Raw genomic sequence first — 22956 nt, 5'->3', positions numbered from 1 at the left:
TTCCGGGAGCGGGCGATGTGTATCTTCGGGTTCCATGCGCAGTGCCCGTGTGTTCGACCGCCCGGCGTCGGGCGGCGAACCTCCCTCGGTCTCCCGCCCCGCGGTCCCCGAAGCCGAGGTCGAGCGGATCGTCGCCTACCTCAGGAACGCCCCGACGGTGCTCTCGGCCCGCTCGTACGCGCCGGACGAGGTCGATCCGGCGCGCGGCGACCAGGTCCCGCTGGCCTTCAAGACCGACGGGTCGTGGGTGTGGGCCGGGGCCGTCTACTACTACCTGGACAAGCACGGCATCCCGCCGGAGCCCGACCTGGTCGAGCACATCCGTGCCCAGGGGTACCGGGTCCCGGAGGTGGACGACGCCCGGCAGGACATCGCGATCGAGATCGCCACGGGGCAGCGCGAGCCGGACCCGCCGCCCGCACGGCAGGCGCCGCAGGGTCCCCCGCCGGGCGCCGCGTACGGGCAGCCCGGCCCCTATCCCGGGCCTCCCCCGCCTCCGGGCGCGCCCCCTGGATCGCCGCCTCCTCCCGGATCGCCTCCCGGATCGCCGCCGCCTCCGGGCGCGCCGTACCCTGTCGCTCCCGGCTACGGTCCCGGCCCTGCGGGGCCGCCGCCCATGGCGGGGCCCTACCCCGGGCCGCCCATGCCCGCGCCGTACCCGGGTCAGCCGGGACCGCCGCCCGTACCGGGGCCGGGATACGGCCAGGGGTACGGTCCCCTCCCGGGTCCGTACCAGCCGTACCCGCCGCAGCCCGGCCACGCCGGGCCCCCGCCGCTGCCGAACGCCTTCCAGCCCGGTCCCGGCCCGGCCCCCGGCGGCTACCCGCCCGGTCAGCCGCCCTACCCGGGGCAGCCCGGCCCGGTCACCGACGACCCCCTGGCGACGTTGGAACGCCGGCTGCGGGAGCTCGGCGTCGACCCCGCCCTGTACCACTTCAACCAGGCGGCGGAAGGCGCGTGGAGCCTCGTCCCCGAGGCGGGCCGGTGGTCGGTCTTCTTCCTGCAGAACGGGCAGCGCCGCAAGCAGGTCCTCCACGACACCCAGGACCGGGCCGCCGCGTACCTGCTGGGCGCGATCCTCTTCTACCCGAGACCCCTCCCTTAGCCGGGCGGACGTCCCCCACTCGTTGACTTGCGGCGAGTCAACGTGGCGCCATGCCGGGCAGGGCCTTCCCGCAGGGGGACCGTGCGGTTAGTGTCCTGATCATGCCGACGCATCGATCGCCGGGCACCGTTCTCGCCGCGCTGCTCGGTGGGGGGAGCATCGCGCTGGCCGCGGCCCTCCCCGCCGGCCAGGCCCACGCGCAGGCCACGCCACGCGCCACGGCCAAGGCTCCGGCCGCCGCGCCACGGGTCACGGCCGAGGCTCCGGCCGCCGCGCCACGGGTCACGGCCGAGGCTCCGGCCGCCGCGCCGCGCACGGGCGACCTGGCGGCCGATCTGGACGCCATCCTGGCCGACGCCCGCCTCACGGGGGCCGGTGTCGGGGTGCTGGTGCGCGACGCGCGGACGGGACGCGTCCGGTACGACCGCCGCTCCGGCGTCCCGCTCATGCCCGCGTCCAACCAGAAGATCCACACCTCCACCGCCGCCCTGTCGATCCTGGGCCCCGGCTACCGGTTCCGCACCAGCGTGCGCGCCGACGCCCGGGCGGGCTCCACCGTGCACGGGAACCTCTACCTGAAGGGCACCGGGGACCCCACCCTGCGGGCCGCCGAGTACGACCGGCTCGCCGCCGAGGTCGCGGCCCGGGGCGTCACCGAGGTGACGGGCGACCTGGTGGCGGACGACACCTGGTTCGACGCCGAGCGCACCGCGCCGGGCTGGGATCCCGCCGACTTCCCGTACGCCTACGCCGCCCAGATCTCCGCCCTGACCATCGCGCCCGACGACGCGTTCAACGCGGGCTCGATCAAGGTGACGGTCACGCCGGGCGAGGCGGGCGGGCCGGTCCGGGTGGCGCTGGACCCGCCGGTGGACGTGGTCACCGTCGACAACCGGGCCACCACCGGGGCGGCGGGCACCCCGTCCACCCTGTCGGTCACCCGGCCGCGCGGAGCCAACACGATCGTCGTCAGCGGCTCGTACCCGGCCGGCGGCAAGCCCGTGGAGAGCCTGCGCACGGTGGAGGAGCCCGCGCTGTACGCGGCGGCCGTCTTCCGCGACGCGCTGGAGGCGCACGGCGTGCGGGTCGCGGGAACGACCCGGCGCGGCCGGACGCCCGCCGGGCGGGCCGCGCTCGCCACCCGCCGGTCGATGCCGCTCTCCGCGCTGACCACCCCGTTCCTCAAGCTCAGCAACAACGTCATCGCCGAGATCCTGGTGAAGGCGATCGGGCGCGAGACGCGGGGCGAGGGCAGCTGGCGGGCCGGGCTGCCGGTGATCGAACGCCATCTGGCGTCCCAGGGCGTCTCCCCCGGACGGCTCGAACTGACCGACGGCTCGGGACTCTCCCGTTCCAACCGCACGACGCCGCGGGACATCGCCGCGGTGCTGGGCAAGGCGCGGGGCAGGACCTGGTTCCCGGCGTGGTTCCGTGCCCTGCCGGTCGCCGGCGACCCCGACCCGATGACCGGCGGGACGCTGTCCGGCCGGATGGGGGGCACCCCGGCGGCCGGCCGCGTCCAGGCCAAGACCGGGACGCTGACGGGCGTCACGGCGCTGTCGGGCTACGTGCGCGACCCGTCGGGGCACCGGCTGATCTTCTCGGTCGTCCTCAACGGCTACTCCGGCGGGGCGCCCAAGGACATCGAGGACCGGATCGCGGTCCGGCTGGCCGGCGGGCCCGCCGCACTCGGCCGCAGCGCCACCGCCCGGCAGGTCCCCGGCCCGTCGCTCGAATGCACCTGGACGATGACCTGCTGACGCACACCGGACGTCCCCTCGCGGAGCGAAGTAGCCCTTTTGCAGGGTTTAGTGGGAATCAACCCTTATGCGAATTTTGCAGTAGGTCGCGGATATCTACGCCCGATACGGATAGTCATAGCGCCAGACAGGAAGGTCCTGCCGGAGGAACGAGCGGAAGGAGAACCAACATGACCTCTCGTTCCGTCGGAATCGAGCACCATCCCGACATACAAGAGCTGCGTGAACGGTACGAGGTCGCGGGACAGCGGCCCATGGCGCAGGGCGTCGACGGGCTGATCGGCCTCGCCGGCCTCTTCCTGGCGGTCTCACCCTGGGTGGTCGGCTTCAGCGGCCGCACCAACCTGGCCGTCAACGACCTGATCATCGGGATCGCGGTGGCGCTGCTGGCCGTGGGGTTCGCCTCCGCGTACGGGCGCACGCACGGCATGGCCTGGGTGGCACCGGTGATCGGCCTGTGGGCGATCGCGTCCCCCTGGGCGGTCAGCGGCCCCGCCCCCACGGCGTCGGTCATCTGGAGCAACGTGGTGACGGGCGCCCTGATCGTGCTGTTCGGCTGCGGGGCGATGGCCGTCGGCATGCTGCGCCGGTGACGGCACCCCACCGCACAACCATCGAAGACACACGGCTAGGGCGTGTCTCGAAGTGGCCTCAGCCACCGCGCGAGCGCGTTGGCTGGCAGGTGGGGCGATGCCGGAGGCGAGCCTCACCTGGCAGATCGCGAAGCGATGCCGCGCTCGCACAGGCCCGGTCAGGGCGCGAGCCGCCAGGCGAGCGCCATGGGCCGGGACTTTGAAACAGAGCCCAGGACGTTGACTCGCGGCGAGTCGTCGCCGTGGACGGCCCCGAGTGGACACTCGCCGCAAGTCAACGGAAGGGCGGACGCGTGGTGGCCGGATCCGGCCCCGGCCGGGCTTCCCACCTGCAAGATCAACGTTTCATCTCTACATAGAGACGATATGTCTCGCTGAAGAGCCGGCACCGTCGATATTTAGTACAGCGATGTAAGGTCGGCTGGTGATGACCAGGAGCTCAGCCCTTCGCGACCACGTGGCCTCCGGCCTGCTGGAGACCGCGGCGGCCGTGCTGGCCGAGCGCGGTGACTCGGCGAGCATGATCGATATCGCCGAGGCCGCCGGTGTGGCCCGTGCCACCCTCTACCGGTACTTCCCCAACCGGGAGGCCCTGCGGCGCGCGCTGTACGACGCCGCGTTCGCCGACCTCATCGCGCGGGTCGCCGACGCCGGGCTGGCCGGCGCGCCGGTGACCGAGGGGCTCGCCCGGATGACCCGGGCTGTGGTCGGGGCGGCCAGCAAGTGGCGAGCACTGACGCTCTTCCAGAAGACGCCCGTCGACACCGAGAGCCTCGAACGCGAGCTGATCGTGCCGATGCACACGCTGTTCGAGCGCGGCGTGGCGGAGGGGGCCTTCCGCACCGACCTGCCGGTGGCGACCATCATCGAGATCTACCTGGGCCTGCTCGAAGGCGCCGTGGGCCGGGTGATCCAGGGCCGGCTCGTGGTCGAGGAGGCCAGCAGCGCCATCACCACCATCTTCCTGCACGGGGCGCTCGCCGGCTCCGGGGACCGGGACGGGACGTCCCGGGCCGCGCGGGGCGAGGCGGGATGACAGACGGGCCCGGCTCCACCACACTGGCTTGCCGGTGGGCGTCGCGGGACCGATAGATTTCGGAGCCGGTCCATCTTTGCCCTGTTTTCACAGCCGCCTTAGGTCCGCGGTGGCAGGGTGTGACCTTCGTGGTGTCGTCGAGGCCCGGAGCGAGTGAGGAAAAATGTCCGAGGATGACAAGCCCCGGGGCGAGCGCGCGGTCAAGGCCAAGCTGCCCAACGCCAAGAACATCCGGAGTCCGGAGTTCACCCCGCACGGGATCAGCGGTGGCAGCCGCAGCCGTGGCCCCCGCCCGTCGGGCAAGACCGCCGCGCAGGCCAAGCGGCAGAGGCGGGTGACGATCGCCCTCGTCGCGGTCGCCGTGCTCGCCATCGCCGGGGGCACGACGTACTACGCGACCCGGCCCGGCCCTGTGATCACGGCCACCGGCGCGCTGGGCCAGGCTCCCAAGGTCACCATTCCCAAGGACCTGGTCCCCGCCGGGAAGCTGAGCGTCGACACGGAGATCAAGGGCACCGGCGAGAAGATCGCCAACGGGGACACCGCGATGGTGAAGTTCGCCTTCTACCAGTGGTCCAAGGGCACCGACGAGAAGGCCGACGAGAGCACCAACAAGAAGCTCGAGTCGTCCTGGGAGCGGCCCGCGGGTCAGCAGGTGGTGACGCTGACCGTCGGCAACAGCGGGGTGAAGGGCCTGGACAAGGGCCTGGTCGGGCAGACCCCCGGAAGCCGGCTGATCCTGCGGGTCCCGCCGGCTGAGGGCTTCGGCCAGCAGGGTTCGCAGCTCGGGCTCGCGGCGAATGACTGGGTCGTGTTCGTGGTGGACGTGCTGGCGAACTACGCCAAGAACGCCGAGGCGAGCGGCACCGAGAAGAAGCTCGACGACGAGGACCTGCCCAAGGTCGAGGCGGGCGAGGCCGGCAAGGGCCCGAAGGTCACCATCCCCAAGGTGGACCCGCCGAGCAAGATGCAGGTCAAGACCCTCATCGAGGGCACCGGCCCGGTGACCACCAAGGACGACACCGCGGTGGTCAACTACAAGGGGCTGATCTGGCGGGACGGCAAGCAGTTCGACTCCAGCTGGGAGAAGGGCCAGCCCGCCACGTTCCCCCTCAACTCCACCGAGGGGATGACCGGCTTCTTCAAGGGCCTGCAGGGCCAGAAGGTCGGCAGCCGCGTGCTGCTCGTCCTGCCGCCCAAGGACGGGTACGGCAAGGAAGGCAATCCCCAGGCCGGAATCAAGGGCACCGACCACGCCGTGTTCGTGGTCGACATTCTCGGCACCATGCCCAAGTGACGGTCCGCGGCCGACGGGAACGGCGGCCGCTCGCATACGCCGGACACGGCGGGGCATCCGGAAGGGGATGCTCCGCCGTGTTCGACGTTCCTGGGCGCCCGCGGCACGGCGCGGCACGGCACGAAAACGATGCGACAACCGTTCGGGCCTCCCGATCGTCCTTATGGAGGGAAGCCATGGGAGTGTGCTTTGACCCGCCGAGATCAGCGGACCACTCCGGTATCGTCGGTCACGGAATAATCACGGGGGGCTTGTGAGCAGTACTGACGGGGGCCCGGGAGGGCGCGCGGCCGACGAGCCGGATAAGGCCGGCCCGGACGCACCCCAGGTCGTCGACGAGACCAGCACCGCATCCGCGGGCGAGAAGACGAAAGACAGCACCGCGGACAGTAATCAATCCGACAAATCCGAGAATAACGACATCGCCGCGAACATGAACGAGAACGGCGCCCCCGGCGCCTCCGAAACCGACGCCGAAACCGACGCCGAAACCGACGCCGCCACCGCCGCCGAGACGACGACCGAGACCGGAAACGGCACGGACTCCTCGGCCACGAGCGCCCCGGCCCCGACCCCCGAACCGGAGCCCGAGCCCGAGCCCGAATCCGAGCCCGAGCCGACGAGCAGCACGGAGCCGGCGGGCACCGAAGCAGCGGCCACCGAAGCAGCGGCCACCGAAGCGGCAGACGCCGAAGCGGCAGACGCCGAAGCGACCGCGACGGCCGTCCCTGAGCCGGGTGATCCCGAGCCGGACGCGACACAGGACGCGACACAGGACGCGACACAGGACGCGACACAGGACGCGACACAGGACGCGAAGCTCGGCACGGAACCGGGTGACGCCGAGCCGGGTGACGCCGAGCCGACCGGCGCGAAGACGACGGCCATCGACCTCGTGGCCCTCGACGACTCCGCGGCGGACACTCCGAACGCCCCCGAACCCGGCGCCCCCGAACCCGGCGCCCCGGAACCGGGCGACCCCGCCGACACCGCCGTGGCCGGTACCGCCGCAGCCGGTACCGCCGCTGCGGCCATGGCCGCCGCTCCGCCCGACGCGCCCCCGGCCTCCGACGCGCCCCCGGCCTCCCCCGAGGGCTCCGGCGAGAAGGGCGGCAAGGGTGGCAAGGGCGGCGGTAAGGGCCGCAAGAAGCAGCGCAGCAGGCCCGTACGCTACGCGCGCCGGGTGCTCTTCGTCGTGCTGGCGTTCCTGGGCCTGGTGGTCGCCGCGTTCGCCGTCGCCTACTTCATGACGCCCGTGCCCTCGCCGCAGCAGGAGGCCGTCGCGCAGGGCCCCACGTTCTACTACGCCGACGGCAAGACGGTGATCGCCAAGACCGGGGTCAACCGCGACGCCGTGCCGATCAAGCAGATGCCCGAGGGCGTCCGGAACGCGGTGATCGCGGCGGAGAACCGCAGCTTCTACGACGACCCCGGGGTCTCGGTCACCGGCACCGTACGGGCGTTCTGGTCCACGGTCACCGGCGAGCAGCTCCAGGGCGGGTCCACCATCACCCAGCAGATGGTCCGCAACTACTACGGCGGCATCGGCAAGGAGCGCTCGGCCTCCCGCAAGCTCAAGGAGATCATGGTCTCCCTGAAGATCGGCCGGGAGAAGTCCAAGGACTGGATCCTCGAGCAGTACCTGAACACCATCTACTTCGGCCGGGACGCCTACGGGGTCCAGGCCGCGGCCAAGGCGTACTACAACAAGGACGTCAGCCAGCTGACGGCGGCGGAGGGCGCGTTCCTGGCGGCGGCGATCCAGCAGCCGAGCAATTTCGCCGAGCCCGAGGGCCAGAACCGCGCCTACGCCGAGCAGCGCTGGCGGGCCGTGCTCCACAACATGATCAGGGACGGATCGATCACCGAGGCCGAGGCCGCCGCGATGACGTTCCCGATGCCGGTCAAGCAGAAGATCACCAACATCCTCAAGGGCCAGAAGGGCTACATGGTCAATGTGGCCAAGAAGGAGCTCATCGAGCGCCGCGGCTACAGCGAGGACGAGATCAACCGCAGCGGGCTGAAGATCACCACGACCTTCGACAAGCGGCTCATGGACGCGGCCCGGCGGGCGGTGACCTCCACCACCCCGGACGGGATGAGCAAGAGGATCCGCACCGGGCTGGTGTCGGTCGACCCGGACACCGGGGAGGTGGAGGCCTTCTACGGCGGGCGCGACTACCTCACCGAGGCGCTGAGCAGTTCCTTCGGCGACTGGGCGCAGGCCGGGTCCGGGTTCAAGCCCATCGTGCTGGCCGCCGCGCTGGACGACGGGATGAAGCTGTACGACACGGTCGACGGAAGCTCGCCGCAGTACTACAACGGCACTCCGGTGCGCAACGACAGCGGCCGCAGCTTCGGCTACGTCAACCTGGTCGGCGCCACCCAGAACTCGGTCAACACCGCCTACATCAACATCGGCCAGAAGGTCGGTCTCGACAAGGTGACCGAGATGGCCGAGAAGATGGGCATCCCCAGGAGCCAGCTGACCACCAACGGCGCCAACACCGCCCCGACCTTCCCGCTGGGCGTGATCTCGGTGCACCCGGTGCAGCAGGCCGGGGTGTACGCGACGTTCGCCGGGGAGGGCGTGTTCCGCGCGCCGTTCGTGGTGAAGTCGGTCACCGACAACAAGGAGCACATCCGCACGTTCACCGAGAAGGGCAAGCGGGTGTTCAGCACGCAGGTCGCGCGGGACGCCACGTACGCGATGAGCCAGGTGGTCCGGGCCGGCACCGGCACCGGGGCGCGGCTGGCCGACGGCCGTGACGTGGCCGGCAAGACCGGCACCACCGACCAGGGCCGCGCGATCTGGTTCAACGGGTTCATCCCGCAGATGGCCACGACGGTGTCGATGTTCCGCAGCGACAGCAAGCCGTTGGTCATCCCCGGTTACGGGACGTACGGCGGGGCGCTCCCGGCGCGGATCTGGAACGCCTACATGACGGACGCCGTCAGCATCAAGGGCTACGAGGCGAAGTCGTTCGGGTCGCCGTCGTCGATGCCGGGCGGCGGTTCCGGCGGGCAGCCCTCCGACCGGCCCGGCGTCCAGCCGACGTTCCGGCCGGGTCCGGTGCGCCCGACCAACCCCCAGCCGTCCGGGCCGCCGAGCATCCCGTCCACGCCGAAACCGCCCACCGACCCGGAGCCCCCGACCGATCCGGAACCGCCCACCGACCCGGGTGATCCCGATCCGGGAGGCGGCGGCGGTGGCGGCCCTGTGCGTCCCGCGACCAGGGATTAGAGCAGTGGTTCCGTAGGGCCCTTCGCGGGCGGAACGGAGCTGACGAGGAAGGGGCCGGGCGGATACCGCCCGGCCCCTTCCCGTTCGCCGTCCACGCCCCGCCGTCCACCGCCCGGCCGCCTGCCACCCGCAGCCGCCGGTCAGGACGGCTCGCCCGCGGCTCGCCCGCGGCAACGCGGCAGCGCGGGCGTCAGGAGCAGGCGGCGCCGATCCTCTTCGGGGCCCCGGCCATCACGCCGGTGAGCCGGGCGGCGTCCCCGGTCCCGATCGCCGTGGCGGCGGCGCGCAGGCCGTCCGCCTCGGTCTTGAGAGCCTTCTTCAGCTTCGCGTCGTCGGCCTTGCGGGACAGCCCGTCGATGCGCGTGGCGAGCTGCTCGGTGGGCTGCCTCCACTGCGCGGGCTCGGCCGCCGACACGCCTCTCACCTGCGCCATGTACTGCTCGAACGCCTTCCCGGTGTCGGCGCACACCTGGTCGGTGTTGCCGCCGAGCAGGCCGCATCCTCCCAGCAGTACCGAGGCGCCGAGCATCAGCGCTCCTCCCCGGAGCACCCGAACCGCCTCGTGTCGCATCGCACCCTCCCGCTTGATCCCCGTCGGCATCCGCCTATAATTCCGCACTAGGTCATGAGCGCCAGCGTCAAGCCCCGGCTTGCTGGCCGGCAACCCTTCGTCCGCGATGGGGTGCCCCGGGTGAGGACCTGGCCGGACGCACACCGCGTCCCGGCAAGCGCGGATCCCGCCTTCCGCGGCCGTACATCGGCCGCACGGGGTCCCTGAACCTCGGAGGGTCGCCCGCATGTCGCCTGCCGGTACCGCAACGCCCACGCACGCCATCCCCTCTCCCGCTCGTCCCTTCACGCATCCGAGTTCTAGGACGCGCCGCGCGGCCGAAACGCCGACACCGACCCGTCCCCTTTCCGCTCCTTCTCCGGAGCCGCGCGTCATCGGCGCCGACACGGTCGTCCCCCTGGACGACGGCGGCAGCGTCACCTACGCCAACTTCGACTACGCCGCGAGCGCGCCCTGTCTGGAGCCGGTGCACGAGGCCGTCACCCGCGCGCTGCCGTACTACAGCAGCGTGCACCGCGGCGCCGGATACGCGTCGCAGGTCAGCACCGAGGCGTACGAGAACGCGCGCGGCACCGTCCGCCGCTTCCTCGGTGCGTGGGAACGCGCGGCGGTCGTCTTCACCCGCAACACCACCGACGCGCTGAACCTCCTCGCGCACGCCGCACCGCCCGGCACCACCACCGTGGTCTTCGAGACCGAGCACCACGCTGCCCTGCTCCCCTGGAAGCGCGCCGTACGGCTGCCCGCGCCCGCGACCCCCGCCGAGGCGGTCGACGCCGCCGACCGTGCCCTGGCGGAGGCCCCCGCCGGGCCGCGGCTGCTGGTGGTCACCGCCGCGTCCAACGTGACCGGCGAGATCTGGCCGATCGCGGAGCTGGCCCGCACCGCCCACCGGCACGGCGCCCGCATCGCGGTCGATGCCGCCCCGCTGGCCCCGCACCGCCCGCTCGACATGTCCGCGCTCGACCTGGACTACGTCGCGTTCTCGGGGCACAAGCTGTACGCCCCGTTCGGCGCGGGCGTGCTGGCGGGCCGTGCCGACTGGCTGCGCGCCGCACCGCCCTACCTCAAGGGAGGCGGCGCGAGCGCGGCCGTCACCGACCGCGGCGACGCCACCCGCTGGTCCGCCGACGCCGAGCGGCGGCACGAGGCGGGCACGCCGAACGTCCTGGGCGCCATCGCCCTCGCCGCCGCCTGCGACACCCTCGCGGCCACCGGGTGGGAGGGCCTGATCCGGCGCGAGGAGGAGCTGCTCGCCAGGTTGCGCCGCGGGCTGGCCGCGCTCCCGGAGGTGCGCGAGCTGGCGCTGTGGGGAGAGCACGCGCCGCGCGTGGGAATCGTGTCGTTCGTCGTGGACGGCTGGAACGCGCGCGACGCTGCCCTTACCCTGTCGGGAACCCACGGCATCGGTGTCCGGGACGGGAGGTTCTGCGCGCACCCGTTCATCGGGCGCCTGCTCGGCGCCGGGCCGGAGTGCGCGGAGGGCGACGGCACGGCGCTGCGCGCGAGCTTCGGGATCGGGACGAACGAGGAGCACGTCGACCGGCTCCTGGACGCCCTCACGCGGCTCGCCCGCGCCGGGCACGGGCGAGGGCGCCGATAGGATCCTTGGCCGCGCCGCCTTCCGACGGACCCGGCAGGGCGTCACCGAGGCGCTTTGGGCATGTTCGCCCATGTAGCGTAGGCGGGTCCGTAACTTGCTAGTCAAGAGCCCGGCCACCGGGCCCGGGACCGGCAGGATGGGGCCTCGCCGGAGAATCCGCGGGGGCGGGACGAAGGCAGCGCGGAAAGGCAGCGCGGAAGGAATCAGGGGGTGGCGATCGTGGCCGACGCGTGGCGACCCACGTCGGAACTCGAACGCCGGCTGCAGGAGACGGTGCGCACGGGGGACCAGGAGGCGTACTTCCGCCTGCTCGCGGACAGCGAACTGGTGATCCCCGTGGCACCCGACCTGGTCGACGGTGTGCTCGCCGACCAGGCCCGGCCCGGCTGGCCGATCCAGGAGGTGGACGGGCGCACCCACGTGCTGGCCTACACCTCGGCGGCGGTGATGCGGAGGTGCCTGGGGCCGGCGTACCGGCACTTCCTGCGGCTGAAGTTCGCCGACCTCGCCGAGACCTGGCCCGACTCCCGGTGGTGGCTGGCGGTGGACGCGGCCGGGGCCGGGTACGACGAGGCGGTCGTGCCGATCGAGGCCCGGCTTCCCGCGTGGTTCATCAGGCAGGTGATCGAGGGCGACAGCAGGCCCCCGAGGGCGGGCCGGGCCGTCCCGGTGTCCGAGCCCGGCGCCGCCGCCAGCGGCCATTCGGAAGTGCCCCGCGACGTTGCGCGCGAGGTCGCGGGCAACGTCTCGGGCGAGATCGCGGGCGACGTTCCGCACGATGCCTCGCGGGACGTCCCCCACGAAGTCCGGCGCAGCCCCGCGCACGCGGCCGGTAAGGGCCTCGGCAAGCACGCCGCTCCCCCCGACCCGAGCCGCGACATGCCGGTTCCCTCGAGCCCCGGTGCCGCCGAATCGCCCGGTGCGGGAGAGGCGCCCCGCCCGTCCGGACCGCCCGCCGTACCCGGGCCCGCCGTACCCGGGCCCGCCGTACCCGGGCCCGCCGTACCCGGGCCCGCCGAGGCGTCCGTACGCCATGGGGACGCGCCCCCGGTGCAGGAGAGCGCCGTCGAGAGCACGGCGCCCCCGGCCGCGGGCGGGCCCGCTGCCGCCCCGGAACCGTTCGGCGATACGCCCCGCGAACCGAACCTCCCGGAGCTGCCGCATCACCCCGAAGGCGAGATGGCACCGGCTCTCGGCACCGGCGCGGCGGAGGCGCCCCCGGCGGCCGAGGTGACGCGCCTGGACGGCATCCCCCCGGTGCCCGCGGACGCCGGGACCGGACCCGACACCGCCCCTTGGGAGGAGCTGCAGGAGCAGCACCGGGAGCTGCCCCGCGAGCCCGGCCGGCGCCCCGGTTTCCAGCCCGCCAACGAGGTGGAGGAGGCGCTGCTGCGCGCCGCCGCGGGCAACGACTACAACCTCTTCCTGGAGACGCTGGCCGACGCCGAGGTGCTGCTGCCGATCCCCGACGAGATGGACTACGCGCTGCGGCCCGGCCGGCCCGGCTTCCCCTGGCAGACCAGGGACGTCGACGGCACGGCCGTGATCCCGGTGTTCACCTCGCGGGAACGCCTGGCCGAGGTCGCGGCCTCCACCGGAACGGGCACGGACTTCATCACGCTGCCGTTCACCGTCGTCATGCGGTACGCGCCGGACCGGAACCGTCCGCTGGCCGTCAACTCCGGCTCGCCCGCGGGCGGCACGATCCTGGCCGAGCAGCTGCCGGGCCTGGCCACCTGGGCCGACCAGCGCGCGGCCCGCCGCATGTCCCGGCACTTCGAACCGCAGAACGACGTCGAGCAGCGCCTCTTCGACGCGGCGGTGCGCCGCGACACCGACGCCTTCTTCAAGGTGCTGCTGGGCGCCCAGGTGCTCGTCCCCGCCGAGCAGGAGACGCCGTGGGGCATCGTTCCGGACGATCCGGAGTTCCCCTGGCGGCCGGTCCCCGTCCACGGCCGGGTCTCCGTTCAGGTGTTCACCTCGCTGAAGTGGATGAACGAGGCGATCGGGTCGTCCCGGTTCGTCATGCCCAGCTTCCTGGAGATGGTGTCGGCGTGGCCGGACGCCGAGTGGACGCTGGTGCTCAACCCCGGCACCCCCATCGACGCGACGATGCCCGGGGAGCAGGTCCGGGCGCTCAGCGGCCCGGCGCGTACCGAGCCCCCGGAGCCGCCCCCCGCCCCGGCCACGGCCGCCCCCGCACCCGCAGGGCCTGCACCCGCCGGCCCTGCGTCCGCCGGGCCTGTACCCGCGGGGTCCGCACCTGCCGGGCCGGCGTCCACCGGGCCTGCACCCACGGAACCGCCTGCCGCGGAACCGGTAGCCGCCGAACCCGTGCCGCTCGCCGAGCCTCCGGCCCCGGCGGCCCCCGTCCCCGACCCCGCCGCGGACGTTCCCCCGGCGCGTCCGGCGCCCGCCGCCGCGCCGGACGCGGCTCCTTCGCCTGCGGCGCCCGTCCCGGACGCGGCCCAGCCTCCCGCGCCGAACCCCACCGAACCCATCCGCGCGGAGTACCCATCCGCGCGGCGGACCGGGCCCCGCCCCGTCCCGGACGCGGAGTTCGAACCGGGCAACCGGATCGACCAGGAGCTGTACGAGGCCGCGCTGGCCGGCGACTCCGACGCCTTCCTGCGCATCCTGCTGGGCGCCAACGTGCTGGTGCCCATCCCGGCCGACGCCCCGCTGGAGGTCACACCCGTCCAGCGGGAGTTCCGGTGGGAGGCGGCCCTGCGCAAGGACGAGGCCGTGCAGGTCTTCACCTCGCTCGTACGGCTGCAGGAGATCCTCCCGGAGTCGCGGTTCGTGTACGCCGACTTCCGCGAGCTCATCGGCTCCTGGCCGCGTCACGAATGGGCGATGCTCCTCAACCCCGGCACCCGGATCGGAGCGTCGTTGCGCGGTGAGCAGGTGCGCGCGCTGAGCGAGTGGGCCGTCCAGGTCGGGCTGTTGCAACCCCGTCCCGAGGTGCCCACGCCGCCGCCGTCCCACCAGCAGCCCGCACCGCAGGCGAACGCCCCCGCGCCTCCGGCCGACGCGCCACCGTCCGACGCCCCCGTTCCTACACCGGCCCCGGCACCGGCACCCGAGCCGGAGCCGTCCCCAGCCCCGGCGCCCACCCCCGAGCCGGTGCAGGCTCCGGCACCGGCGGACGGGTCGCCCGAGCCCGCCGATCCGCGCCCGCTTCCCGCACCGGCCCAGGTCCGGGAACCGGCCGGGCCGCCCCAGGTCGCGCCGCTGCCCGAGCCGGACACCGAGCGGGTGGCCGAGCCCACCATCATGCAGAAGGTGGTCTCGCACCGGCACGTCGACTGGTACCTGGAGCAGGGCTACGACAGGGTCGGCGGCTTCGTTCACCCGACCTCCGACGTCGCGGAGTTGCAGACGCCGATCCAGCTGTACGAGGCACTGGGTCTCCTCTACGAGGACTCCGCGTTCCAGCCCGGGGACGAGGGCGTGCACGTGATCCGCTGGCCCGCCTACTGCCCCGACCTCTACCGCATACCGTTCGGCGGGCAGACGGAGGAGGAGCTGGCGTCCTGGGGCGACGCCGGCTGGGTGATCGAGCGGGCCCCGTTCCACGGCAGCGGGTTCGCGCCGGGCAGCGCGGGTTCCATCCGCGAGTACAAGGTCGACAGCGTCCGGCTGCCGTACGGCGCCGAGATGTACTACCTGGGGCTCGACCGCTCCGAGCGGTTCGTGGCGATGTACGACCCGGACCGGCTCGCCTGGCTGCGTCCGGAGAACGGCACGGACTGGCAGGACGACGGCGACGGGCAGGGGGCGGCGCAGTGATCCGCGACGGTTACCTCGCACGCTGGCTGGGACGCGAGTTCGAAGCCTCCCCCGGGGCCGACGGGGAGATCCGGCTGTACACGCCGGAGCCGACCGACGGCTTCGAGGAGCTGCGGCCCGGCCGTTACCGGCGCATCGTCCCCGGCTCCGAGGTGGAGGAGCTGCGCTACGTCCGCACCACCTGCGCCTGGCGGGGCGAGCGGTTCGTGATCGTGGGCGAGCACGAGGGGTGGCTGCGGGTCGAGTACGCGGGCGGCCTGGCCCCGGTCGCCGAACGGCTCGGCCTGGACCGGATCGATCACGGCGTGTGGCAGACCTGGGCGCCGCAGGCCGAGATCGAGGACGTGCGCGAAGAGTTCATCTGATCATATGAAGATCCGGTTCCATCCGGATACTGGGGTTGCCATGGCCCCGGATCCGTGTTCGCATGTTGGCTGCGACGATCCCGGGGTGTAGACACGCCCTGGCGCTCAACGATGACGCGTAACGGCGCGACGGAGGTGCTGGGGCTGTGCTTCCCCGGTCGGCAGGCAAACCGATCTTCATCGGGCTCGGCACGGCGGCGATCCTCGCCGCGGGGGCGGCTCAGGTCCAGGCGGAGCCCTCTCCTGCCCCTTCGGACGACCTCAAGCCCGCGCTGGACGTGACGATCGTCCCGGCCGACCAGGAGGTCAAGGCCGGGACCGCGGTGAAGATCCTCGCGGACGTCAGGGCCCTCAACGGGGCGGCCAAGGCGGTCAAGGTGGTCTCCATCACGGCCACCGGCGATGGCGTCGACCCCTCGCTCACGGGTGAATGCGTCAAGGGTTGCACGCTGGTGGAAGACGAACTCCCCGCCGAGGAGGGCAAGTCCGTCCCCGCGTCCGAACTGACGGTCCCGAAGGACATCAAGAAGCGGGTCCCGGTGACGGTGACGCTCCTGGTCGCCGCCGAGAACACCGAGGACAGGACCGCGGTCACCAAGGTCACCTACACGCCGCTGGTGACTCCTTCGCCGACCCCTACGCCGACGCCGACCCCCACCCCTACGCCGACCAAGTCGCCCACCAAGAAGCCCACTCCGTCCCCGACCCCCACCAAGTCGTCGCCCAGCGATGACGACGGCAACGACAGCGGTGGCGGCGGCAACGGATCCGGGTCGGGCGGCGGCTCGTCCTACACTCCGCCCGCGCCGAACGGGTCGTTCAACACCCCGAGCGTGCCGCAGAACCCGAACCTGGGCCTGCCATCGATCGCGCCGCCGAATCCGTCGGTCGCGCCGCAGGTGACGCCGAGCCCCGAGAGCCGGTTGCGCAACAACAAGACCCCGGTCGCCCAGGACCTCACCTTCGAGCGGATGGCCAGCACGCAGATCGCCTGGCTGGCCGCGCTGCTGGTCGCGTTCTCGCTGCTGATGACCCAGCTGCGGCTGGGCCGCCGGCGTGACTACGCGGGGGCGCGTTCCGCCGCCGCGGCCCGCCGTGCCAAGGGCATCCACCGCCGACCCCGCCGCGGCCTGTTCGGCAAGTGAGACCCGCCTGAGTGGTGAGTCTCGTCCGAGGGTGAGACCCGCCTGAGCGTGCTGCCGGCGTTCAGGCGCGCATGAGGCCGTGGCAGGCGATGGCCGCGGCGGCGACCACGTTGAGGGAGTCGACGCCGTTGGCCATGGCGGCCGGGCTCATGGGGATGCAGACGGCCTCGTCGGCCTCGGCGAGCCATCGGGAGGACAGGCCGTCGCCCTCGGACCCGAGCATGAGCGCCACCCGTTCGCCCATCGGCGCCTTGTCCAGGGGCACGGCCGACTGGTCCGGGGTGAGCGCGAGCAGGCCGAACCCGGCGCCGCGGATGATGCCGAGGTCGTCGTGCCAGTTCGTCATGCGGGCGTACGGGACGGCGAAGACGGCTCCCATGGAGACCTTGATGGCGCGGCGGTACAGCGGATCCGCGCAGCGCGGCGACAGGACCACCGCGTCGACCCCGAGCGCCGCGGCGCACCTGTAGATGGATCCCACGTTCGCGTGGTCGACCAGGTCCTCCAGGATCAGGATCCGGCGGACCCCGCGGACGGTCTCCGCCACGGACGGCACCGGGAGCCGTTCCATCGACGCCAGCGCGCCGCGGTGCACCTGGAACCCGGCCACCGCTTCCACGGTGGCGTCGTCGGCCACGTACACCGGCGCGTTCACCTCGTCCAGCAGGTCCGCGAGGGGCTCCACCCAGCGGCGGGCCATGAGGAACGACCGCGCGGGGTACCCGGTGCCCACCGCCCGGCGGATCACCTTCTCCCCCTCGGCGATGAACAGCCCGTGCTCGGTCTCCAGGCTCTTGCGCAGGTTGACGTCGCGCAGCCGCACGTAGTCGGCCAGGCGCGGATCGCCGGGATCGGAGACGGGGACCAGTCGGGCCATCCTCCAATTCTGCCCGTGCCGCCGCCGCGACGACGCATCAGGGGAGGCGGACCTCGGCGAACACGGCGCGGTGGTCGGAGCCCCGGACGTCGTGGACCGCGAAGCCCTTCACGGCGCACCGGCGGTCGACGAGCACGTGGTCGATGGTGAGGGGCGGGCTCGTCCCGCCGTCGCCCCAGGTCGACGTCAGGCCCGCGCCGGCCCGGTCGGCTGCGTCGGCGTAGCCGCGGCCGATGAGTCGCCGCAGGTGGGCGTGGTCGAGAGTGGCGTTGAAGTCCCCGGCCAGGATCCGGACCGGTGCCCCGGCGCCGGCCGCCGCGTCCTCACCCGCGCGCGTTGCGGACGGCAGCAGGGCCATGTCCGCCTTCCACGACCGGTAGGCCGCGGACGAGATGGGCGGGACGGGGTGCACGGCCGTCACCTCCACCCGGCGGTTCCCCTGAACGGTGAACTCGGCCCGCGGGGTGGCGAACCGGGTCTCGCCCGGCGGCGGCAGCCGCCGCAGGGGGTGGCGGGAGTAAAGGCCGGAACCGGCCGCTCCCCAGCGCGTGTCCAGAACCCGGTGCGGCAGCAGGCGGCCCAGCCCGGCCTTCTCGTACCGGACGGCCGCCTCCGCGGTCAGTTCCTGAACGCTGAGCACGTCGGGACGGGTCCGCCGGACGAGTTCGACGAGTTCACCGGCGTCGGCCTGGCCGAAGTAGAGGTTGGCGGCCAGCACGCGGACGACCGGTCCGCGTGCTGCGGGACCCTCGTCGACGAACGCGCGCGGCGCCACCGCGGCCACCAGCGACAGCGCCACGACGCTCGCCGCCACCGCCGCCCACCACCGGCGCAGGAGCAGCGCGAGCAGCACCGGGATCGGTGAGAGGGCGGCGACGAACGGGGTCACGGCCAGCGGCGGCGTCGCCAGCGCCCCGATGCCGGGCAGCGCGTCGCCGCCCGCCAGCCGTACGGCGGCCCAGGTCCCCCAGCCCACGACGCCCGCCCAGGCCAGCAGTAGGCGCCAGCGCCACGGCCCGGCGCCGGATCCGGAGCCGGAATCGGAATCGGAATCGGAGCCGGAATCGGCGGATTCTCGCCCCGGTCGTGCTTCGGGTTCGGGTTCCGGCCCTGCCGGCGCGCCCCGCGCAGTGACGTCGCTCACGGTTTCCCCTCGTCGGCCTTCGCTACAGACCTACCGACGTTCGGCGGGAACGCCTGGTTCGCCGCTGGTTCCGGTACCGCGGCGGGCCCTGGAACGGGACACGTGAACCTTGATCATCGGATCATACAAAGTCACGCGGATGACCTGCATCATCATCCGTTATGAGTTCTTTGTAACCTTCTGTTCTTACTACTACAGTGCCGGGGAACATCGAGGGATTCGGGTGAATCGAGGGCAGTCGTGAGCGGTCGTCGTCACAGTGACACCCCGGGCGGGTCGCCGGGAGACGGGGAGTACGACCCTTCGCGGCCCGTTTTCGGTCCGGCCAACGACGGGTCCTCCGACTGGTTCGGCACCCGGCAGAGCCAGGGCGGGCAGCCTCCGCCCCCGCCGTCGCCGTCTCCGTCTCCGTCCTCCTCGCCGTCCCCCGGAGATCCGGCGTTCGGGACCGGCGGGTTCGGCGGCGCGTCCGACGCCGGCGGATACGGGCTGGGACGCGCGTCCGGCGAGTCCGGCGGGTATGGCGAGTACGGCGCCTTCCGCGGCGCGTCGGAAGGCGGCTCCAGCAGCTCCACCGGTCCTTACGGCACTCAAGGCGGCCAGGGCGCCCAGGGCGGTTCCGAGGGATCGGGCCCGTACGGCGGCCATGGGGGCTCGGGTGCCTACGGCGGCTCGGGCGCCTACGGCGGATCCGGATCGTACGGTGAGGGCGGCTCAAGCGGCCAGGGCAGTGGCGGCTACGGCTCGGGCGGTCACAGCAGTGGCGGCTCCGGCGCAGGCGGCTACAGCAGCGGCGGCTACAGCAGCGGCGAGTACGGCAGCGGCGGCTACGGGGGGCGGCGCAAGAAGCGGCGCAAGGTGAGCGCGCTCATCGGCCCGATGGCCGGCGCGGTCGGCCTGGCGTTGCTGCTGGGCGTCGGGGTGTACGCGTTCGCCGAGGCCGGGGGCGGCTGTTCCGGGGGCGACGCGCTCACCCTCAACGTGGCGGCGGCCCCCGACATCGAGGCCGCGGTCGTCAAGGCGGCGACCCGCTTCAACGACGCCAAGAACGAGACCGACGGCCGCTGCGTGCACGCCAAGGTGACGAAGGCGGAACCGGCCGCCGTGGCGACCCTGCTGTCGGGCCAGGGCGTGGCCTCCAACGCCAACCCGCACCCGGACGTGTGGATCCCCGACTCCTCCCTCTGGACGTCCCTCGTCAAGCGCTCGCAGAAGGGCAAGGAGGCGATCGGGTCGTCCGGGACCTCGGTGGCCAGCAGCCCCATCGTGGTGGGTCTCCCGCAGACCCTGTCCAACCGGCTCAAGCGCGACGGGATCACCGCGACGCCGTCCTGGGACAACCTGCTCAACGCCGCCGGCGGCACCACGGGCGGCGGCGTGACCAAGAACCAGATGATCCCCAAGGGCGCCGTACGGCTGCTGGTGCCCGACCCGACCCGCAACGGCGCCGGCATGGGCGCCCTGATGGTCACCGACACGCTGCTGAGCAACGACCCCAACCGCGAGTCCATCTTCACCGGGATCGTGCGGACCGTCCGCGAGAGCACCATGCCGACCGTGGAGGCGCAGTTCGACCACTTCCGCAAGGGCCGCAGCGGCCGGCAACCGGTGTCGCTGTCCTCGGAGCAGGCGGTGTGGAGCTACAACCGGCGCGGCCCGGCCGAGCCGGCGGTGGCGCTGTACCCGGTCGAGGGCACGCTGTCCATGGACTACCCGCTCACCATCACCGCCTCCGACGACGCCAAGCGGCGTGCCGCGCGCCTGTTCGAACGGGCGATGGGCAACGAGGCGACCCGCAACGACGTGCGGGAGCTCGGCTTCCGCACTCCCGACGGCAAGGCCCCGAGCGGGTTCGGTCCCCGGTCCGGCGTGAGCCCGTCCCGGCCCCGGCAGCTGCCCGTCCCCAAGGACGCCCACGTGGCCCAGGTCATGCAGGCATGGGCCCAGCTCACGCTGGGGCTGCGCATCCTGACGCTGATCGACGTGTCCGGTTCGATGGCCGAGAAGGTCGGGCCGAACCTCACCCGCCTCCAGGCCATCGCGCAGGTCTCCCAGGGCGGGCTGGCCATGATGTCCAACGACACCGAGCTGGGACAGTGGCTGTTCTCCACGAACATGCAGGGCTCGCAGGACTGGCGGGAGTCGGTGTCGATCGGCCCGCTGGGCGAGCGCGTCGGCTCGATCACGCGCCGCAACCTGGTGCTGTCCACGCTCCAGCGGATGCGGCCCAAGATGGACGGGGACACCGGTCTCTACGACGTGGTGCTGGACTCGTACAAGATGATGAACCGCACCTACAAGCCCGAGTTCGTCAACTCGATCCTGCTGCTGACCGACGGCAAGAACGACGACACCAACGGGCCCACCCTCAAGGAGACGCTGCGGCGGCTCCGCGAGATGCAGGACCCCAACAAGCCGATCCAGGTGAACATGATCGGATTCGGTGACGGGGTCGACCGCAACGAGCTGGAGCAGATCGCCAAGGCCACCGGCGGCAGCACGGCGGTCGCCATGACCCCGGAGGAGATCGCCAAGATCTTCCTCCAGATGCTGTCCCGCCGGATCAAGAACTGACCGCCCCTGACCTGGACGTTCATACTCCCGCCGCGGAGGAGCCGAAAACTTTCGGATTTATCTGCATCTCGTGTCAACCGGACGCGGGAGTCGATCGTCATTCTTGTGGAGGCCCGACGGGGAGCGGGGCCGTCGGGCCTCCGACCTACCCCCGCGATCCACGACGGGGCAGTCCCCAGTCAGGGGCGCAGAAATCCTCGGAGAGCCTTCCAGAGCCCCGGGATTCTCGGTCTCTTCGGACCGGTAAACGGCTTCACCCCCAGCCCGCAGGAGGACCTTGTGTCCAGTTGGTCCAGTTCCGGTTGGCCCAGTCCCGACCGAGCGGACGACGAGCGCCTGGCGCGGTCGCTGACCGCAGGCGACGACGCCGAAGCCCTCATCCAGCTCCTCGACCGTTATGCAGCGCGACTGTACGACTACTGTCACGCCCTGCTACGCGACCAGGAGTCGGCCGCCGAGGCCATGCACGACACCGTCCTGGCGGCGTTCGCGCACGTGGGCCGGCTGCAGCGGCCGGACCTGTTCCGCGGATGGCTCTACGCCCTGGCACGCAACGAGTGCGTGCGCCGGCTGCAGGACCCGGGCCGGCCCGCCGAGCGCTTCGAGGCCCCCGAGGTCGAGGACGCGTTCCTGGACGCCGCCGAACGGGCCCGCCGCCAGGAGACGCGGCGGATGGTGCACCATGCCCTGGCCGGCCTGAACGGGCGCGAGCGCGAGGCCCTCGACCTCATGCTCCGGCACGGGCTGGACGCCACGGAGATCGGCGGCGTCCTCGGGCAGGACGACGAGGGCGCGGCACGGCTGGCCGGGGAGGCCCGGCGGCGGCTCGACGACGCCCTCGCCGCCGTCATCATCGCCCGCACCGGCCGCGACTGCCCGAGCGTCGCCGCGCTGGTCGAGCACGAGGAGCCGCCGCTGCCCCCGGCGGTCACGCACGACCTGATCCGCCACGTCAACACCTGCGCGACCTGCACCGAGCGGCGTCATCGCACCGTCTCCACCGCCGGCCTGCTCCAGGTCCTGCCGGTCGCGCTGATGCCCGCCGACCTGCGCGGCCGGATCCTGGCCACCGCCACCGACCCCGCGTACGCCGGGGAGTGGGAGGCCCTCGCGCTGCGCGCCGAGCCGTTCGACGAGTGGGGCTGGCCGCTGCCCCCCGAACGTCCCGCCGCGGCCACCGGTGTCCTGGACGAGGACGACGACCGCCGGTCGGGGCCGCCGAAGCTGTGGCCCGCCCTCGCCGCCGCCGCGGCCGTGATCCTGCTCGTGGCGGGCGCGTTCCTCCTGATGCCCGGCTCCGGCGAGGAGAAGACCAGCGCGCAGCGGCCGCAGGAGGGCACCTCGGCGCCCGATCCGTCCGACTCGCCCACGGCGTCCGAGGAGCCCACCGAGTCGCCGACCCCCACGCCGAGCACCACCTCCCCGACGCCGACGCCCACCGTGACCACGCCCACCCCGAGGCCGACGCGCACCCGGGCGTCGAGGACGCCCACGCCGACCCGTACCACCCGGCCGCCCGCCAGTGGCAGGCTCGCGGTCACCGGTTGCACCATTCCCCGGGGATCACGCTCGTGCGGCATCGTCGTCCAGGCCGTGGGCGGCCCGGTCACCTGGGCGGTCACCGGCGCCAACGGGGTCAGCGCGAGCGGCGGCGGCACGCTCGGCGCCGGCCGGACGGCCCTCGTCACCGCGACCCGCCCGGACGACTGCGACCCGGGCGGCGGCAGCGTCAGCTTCGCCCCCGGAGGCTCGGCCACCGTCACCTGGACGTGCCGCGATGGCGGACCCGGAGGGCCTGGCTGAGGGAAGGACGGACGGCGGGACGGATGGGCGGCGGCGTGGGGCCGTCG

General features: G+C 72.9%; 15 protein-coding genes and 1 riboswitch. Of the genes, 12 read left to right on the top strand and 3 right to left on the bottom strand.

Annotated elements, in window-relative coordinates; all coding sequences use genetic code 11:
- Nucleotides 1-34: 34 nt before the first annotated feature.
- The 6 genes from IW256_RS41990 to IW256_RS01085 all read left to right on the top strand — a co-directional run bounded on the left by IW256_RS41990 (nt 35) and on the right by IW256_RS01085 (nt 9035).
- Nucleotides 35-1105, top strand: coding sequence for a hypothetical protein (locus tag IW256_RS41990; protein WP_197009160.1), 1071 nt, complete (start codon nt 35-37; stop codon nt 1103-1105).
- Between the two features lie 101 nt (nt 1106-1206).
- Nucleotides 1207-2865 (top strand): D-alanyl-D-alanine carboxypeptidase/D-alanyl-D-alanine endopeptidase, encoded by a 1659-nt coding sequence (gene dacB / locus IW256_RS01105; protein WP_197009159.1) that lies wholly within the window; start codon nt 1207-1209, stop codon nt 2863-2865.
- A gap of 170 nt (nt 2866-3035) precedes the next feature.
- A complete protein-coding gene (locus IW256_RS01100) occupies nt 3036-3458 on the top strand; it encodes an SPW repeat protein (protein ID WP_197009158.1) in 423 nt (140 codons plus the stop codon).
- A 427-nt stretch (nt 3459-3885) separates the two neighbouring features.
- A complete protein-coding gene (locus tag IW256_RS01095) occupies nt 3886-4494 on the top strand; it encodes a TetR/AcrR family transcriptional regulator (protein ID WP_197009157.1) in 609 nt (202 codons plus the stop codon).
- A gap of 163 nt (nt 4495-4657) precedes the next feature.
- A complete protein-coding gene (locus tag IW256_RS01090; protein ID WP_197009156.1) occupies nt 4658-5791 on the top strand; it encodes an FKBP-type peptidyl-prolyl cis-trans isomerase in 1134 nt (377 codons plus the stop codon).
- 433 nt (nt 5792-6224) lie between these two features.
- Complete coding sequence (locus tag IW256_RS01085) at nt 6225-9035, top strand: transglycosylase domain-containing protein (protein ID WP_197009155.1); 2811 nt, start codon at nt 6225-6227, stop codon at nt 9033-9035.
- A 190-nt stretch (nt 9036-9225) separates the two neighbouring features.
- On the opposite strand, the gene IW256_RS01080 is transcribed toward IW256_RS01085, so the two are convergent.
- Nucleotides 9226-9606 carry a hypothetical protein gene (locus IW256_RS01080; protein WP_197009154.1) on the bottom strand — a complete coding sequence of 127 codons (381 nt, stop codon included), beginning with the start codon at nt 9604-9606 and terminating at the stop codon, nt 9226-9228.
- A gap of 50 nt (nt 9607-9656) precedes the next feature.
- Nucleotides 9657-9772, top strand: a riboswitch (SAM riboswitch).
- Between the two features lie 60 nt (nt 9773-9832).
- Between IW256_RS01080 and IW256_RS01075 the strand changes: the two genes are divergently transcribed.
- From IW256_RS01075 to IW256_RS01060, 4 genes are all read left to right on the top strand, one after another.
- Nucleotides 9833-11209: an aminotransferase class V-fold PLP-dependent enzyme gene (locus IW256_RS01075; protein ID WP_197009153.1), complete on the top strand. Its 1377-nt coding sequence runs from the start codon at nt 9833-9835 to the stop codon at nt 11207-11209.
- 210 nt (nt 11210-11419) lie between these two features.
- Entirely contained in the window at nt 11420-15001 is a 3582-nt protein-coding gene (locus IW256_RS01070) for an SseB family protein (protein ID WP_197009152.1), read from the top strand.
- Nucleotides 14998-15366, top strand: a complete 369-nt coding sequence (locus tag IW256_RS01065; RefSeq protein WP_197009151.1) for a hypothetical protein — start codon at nt 14998-15000, stop codon at nt 15364-15366. Before IW256_RS01070 ends, IW256_RS01065 begins: the two co-directional genes overlap by 4 nt.
- A gap of 146 nt (nt 15367-15512) precedes the next feature.
- A complete protein-coding gene (locus tag IW256_RS01060; protein WP_197009150.1) occupies nt 15513-16511 on the top strand; it encodes a hypothetical protein in 999 nt (332 codons plus the stop codon).
- Between the two features lie 61 nt (nt 16512-16572).
- On the opposite strand, the gene IW256_RS01055 is transcribed toward IW256_RS01060, so the two are convergent.
- The gene (locus IW256_RS01055) at nt 16573-17388 is read right to left on the bottom strand and encodes a TrmH family RNA methyltransferase (protein ID WP_197009149.1); all 816 of its coding nucleotides are present in this window, start codon (nt 17386-17388) and stop codon (nt 16573-16575) included.
- 37 nt (nt 17389-17425) lie between these two features.
- Nucleotides 17426-18364 (bottom strand): endonuclease/exonuclease/phosphatase family protein, encoded by a 939-nt coding sequence (locus tag IW256_RS01050; RefSeq protein WP_197009148.1) that lies wholly within the window; start codon nt 18362-18364, stop codon nt 17426-17428.
- A gap of 408 nt (nt 18365-18772) precedes the next feature.
- On the opposite strand from IW256_RS01050, the gene IW256_RS01045 reads away from it, so the two are divergent.
- Together IW256_RS01045 and IW256_RS01040 are read left to right on the top strand one after the other, a co-directional pair.
- On the top strand, nt 18773-21106 hold the full coding sequence (locus IW256_RS01045) for a substrate-binding domain-containing protein (protein WP_197009147.1): 2334 nt from the start codon (nt 18773-18775) through the stop codon (nt 21104-21106).
- 279 nt (nt 21107-21385) lie between these two features.
- Complete coding sequence (locus IW256_RS01040) at nt 21386-22909, top strand: sigma-70 family RNA polymerase sigma factor (protein WP_197009146.1); 1524 nt, start codon at nt 21386-21388, stop codon at nt 22907-22909.
- Nucleotides 22910-22956: the final 47 nt, after the last annotated feature.

The organism is Actinomadura viridis, assembly GCF_015751755.1.
GTDB lineage: Bacteria > Actinomycetota > Actinomycetes > Streptosporangiales > Streptosporangiaceae > Spirillospora > Spirillospora viridis.
Note: the sequence above shows the minus strand (reverse complement) of the source record. Positions and strands in the feature narration are given on the sequence as shown.

Coding starts and splice junctions, on each gene's coding strand:
- IW256_RS01085 (WP_197009155.1), top strand. CDS start 6,225: ATGAACGAGAACGGCGCCCCCGGCGCCTCCGAAACCGACGCCGAAACC.
- IW256_RS01075 (WP_197009153.1), top strand. CDS start 9,833: ATGTCGCCTGCCGGTACCGCAACGCCCACGCACGCCATCCCCTCTCCC.
- IW256_RS01080 (WP_197009154.1), bottom strand. CDS start 9,606: ATGCGACACGAGGCGGTTCGGGTGCTCCGGGGAGGAGCGCTGATGCTC.
- IW256_RS01055 (WP_197009149.1), bottom strand. CDS start 17,388: ATGGCCCGACTGGTCCCCGTCTCCGATCCCGGCGATCCGCGCCTGGCC.
- IW256_RS01100 (WP_197009158.1), top strand. CDS start 3,036: ATGACCTCTCGTTCCGTCGGAATCGAGCACCATCCCGACATACAAGAG.
- IW256_RS01090 (WP_197009156.1), top strand. CDS start 4,658: ATGTCCGAGGATGACAAGCCCCGGGGCGAGCGCGCGGTCAAGGCCAAG.
- IW256_RS41990 (WP_197009160.1), top strand. CDS start 35: ATGCGCAGTGCCCGTGTGTTCGACCGCCCGGCGTCGGGCGGCGAACCT.
- IW256_RS01095 (WP_197009157.1), top strand. CDS start 3,886: ATGACCAGGAGCTCAGCCCTTCGCGACCACGTGGCCTCCGGCCTGCTG.
- dacB (WP_197009159.1), top strand. CDS start 1,207: ATGCCGACGCATCGATCGCCGGGCACCGTTCTCGCCGCGCTGCTCGGT.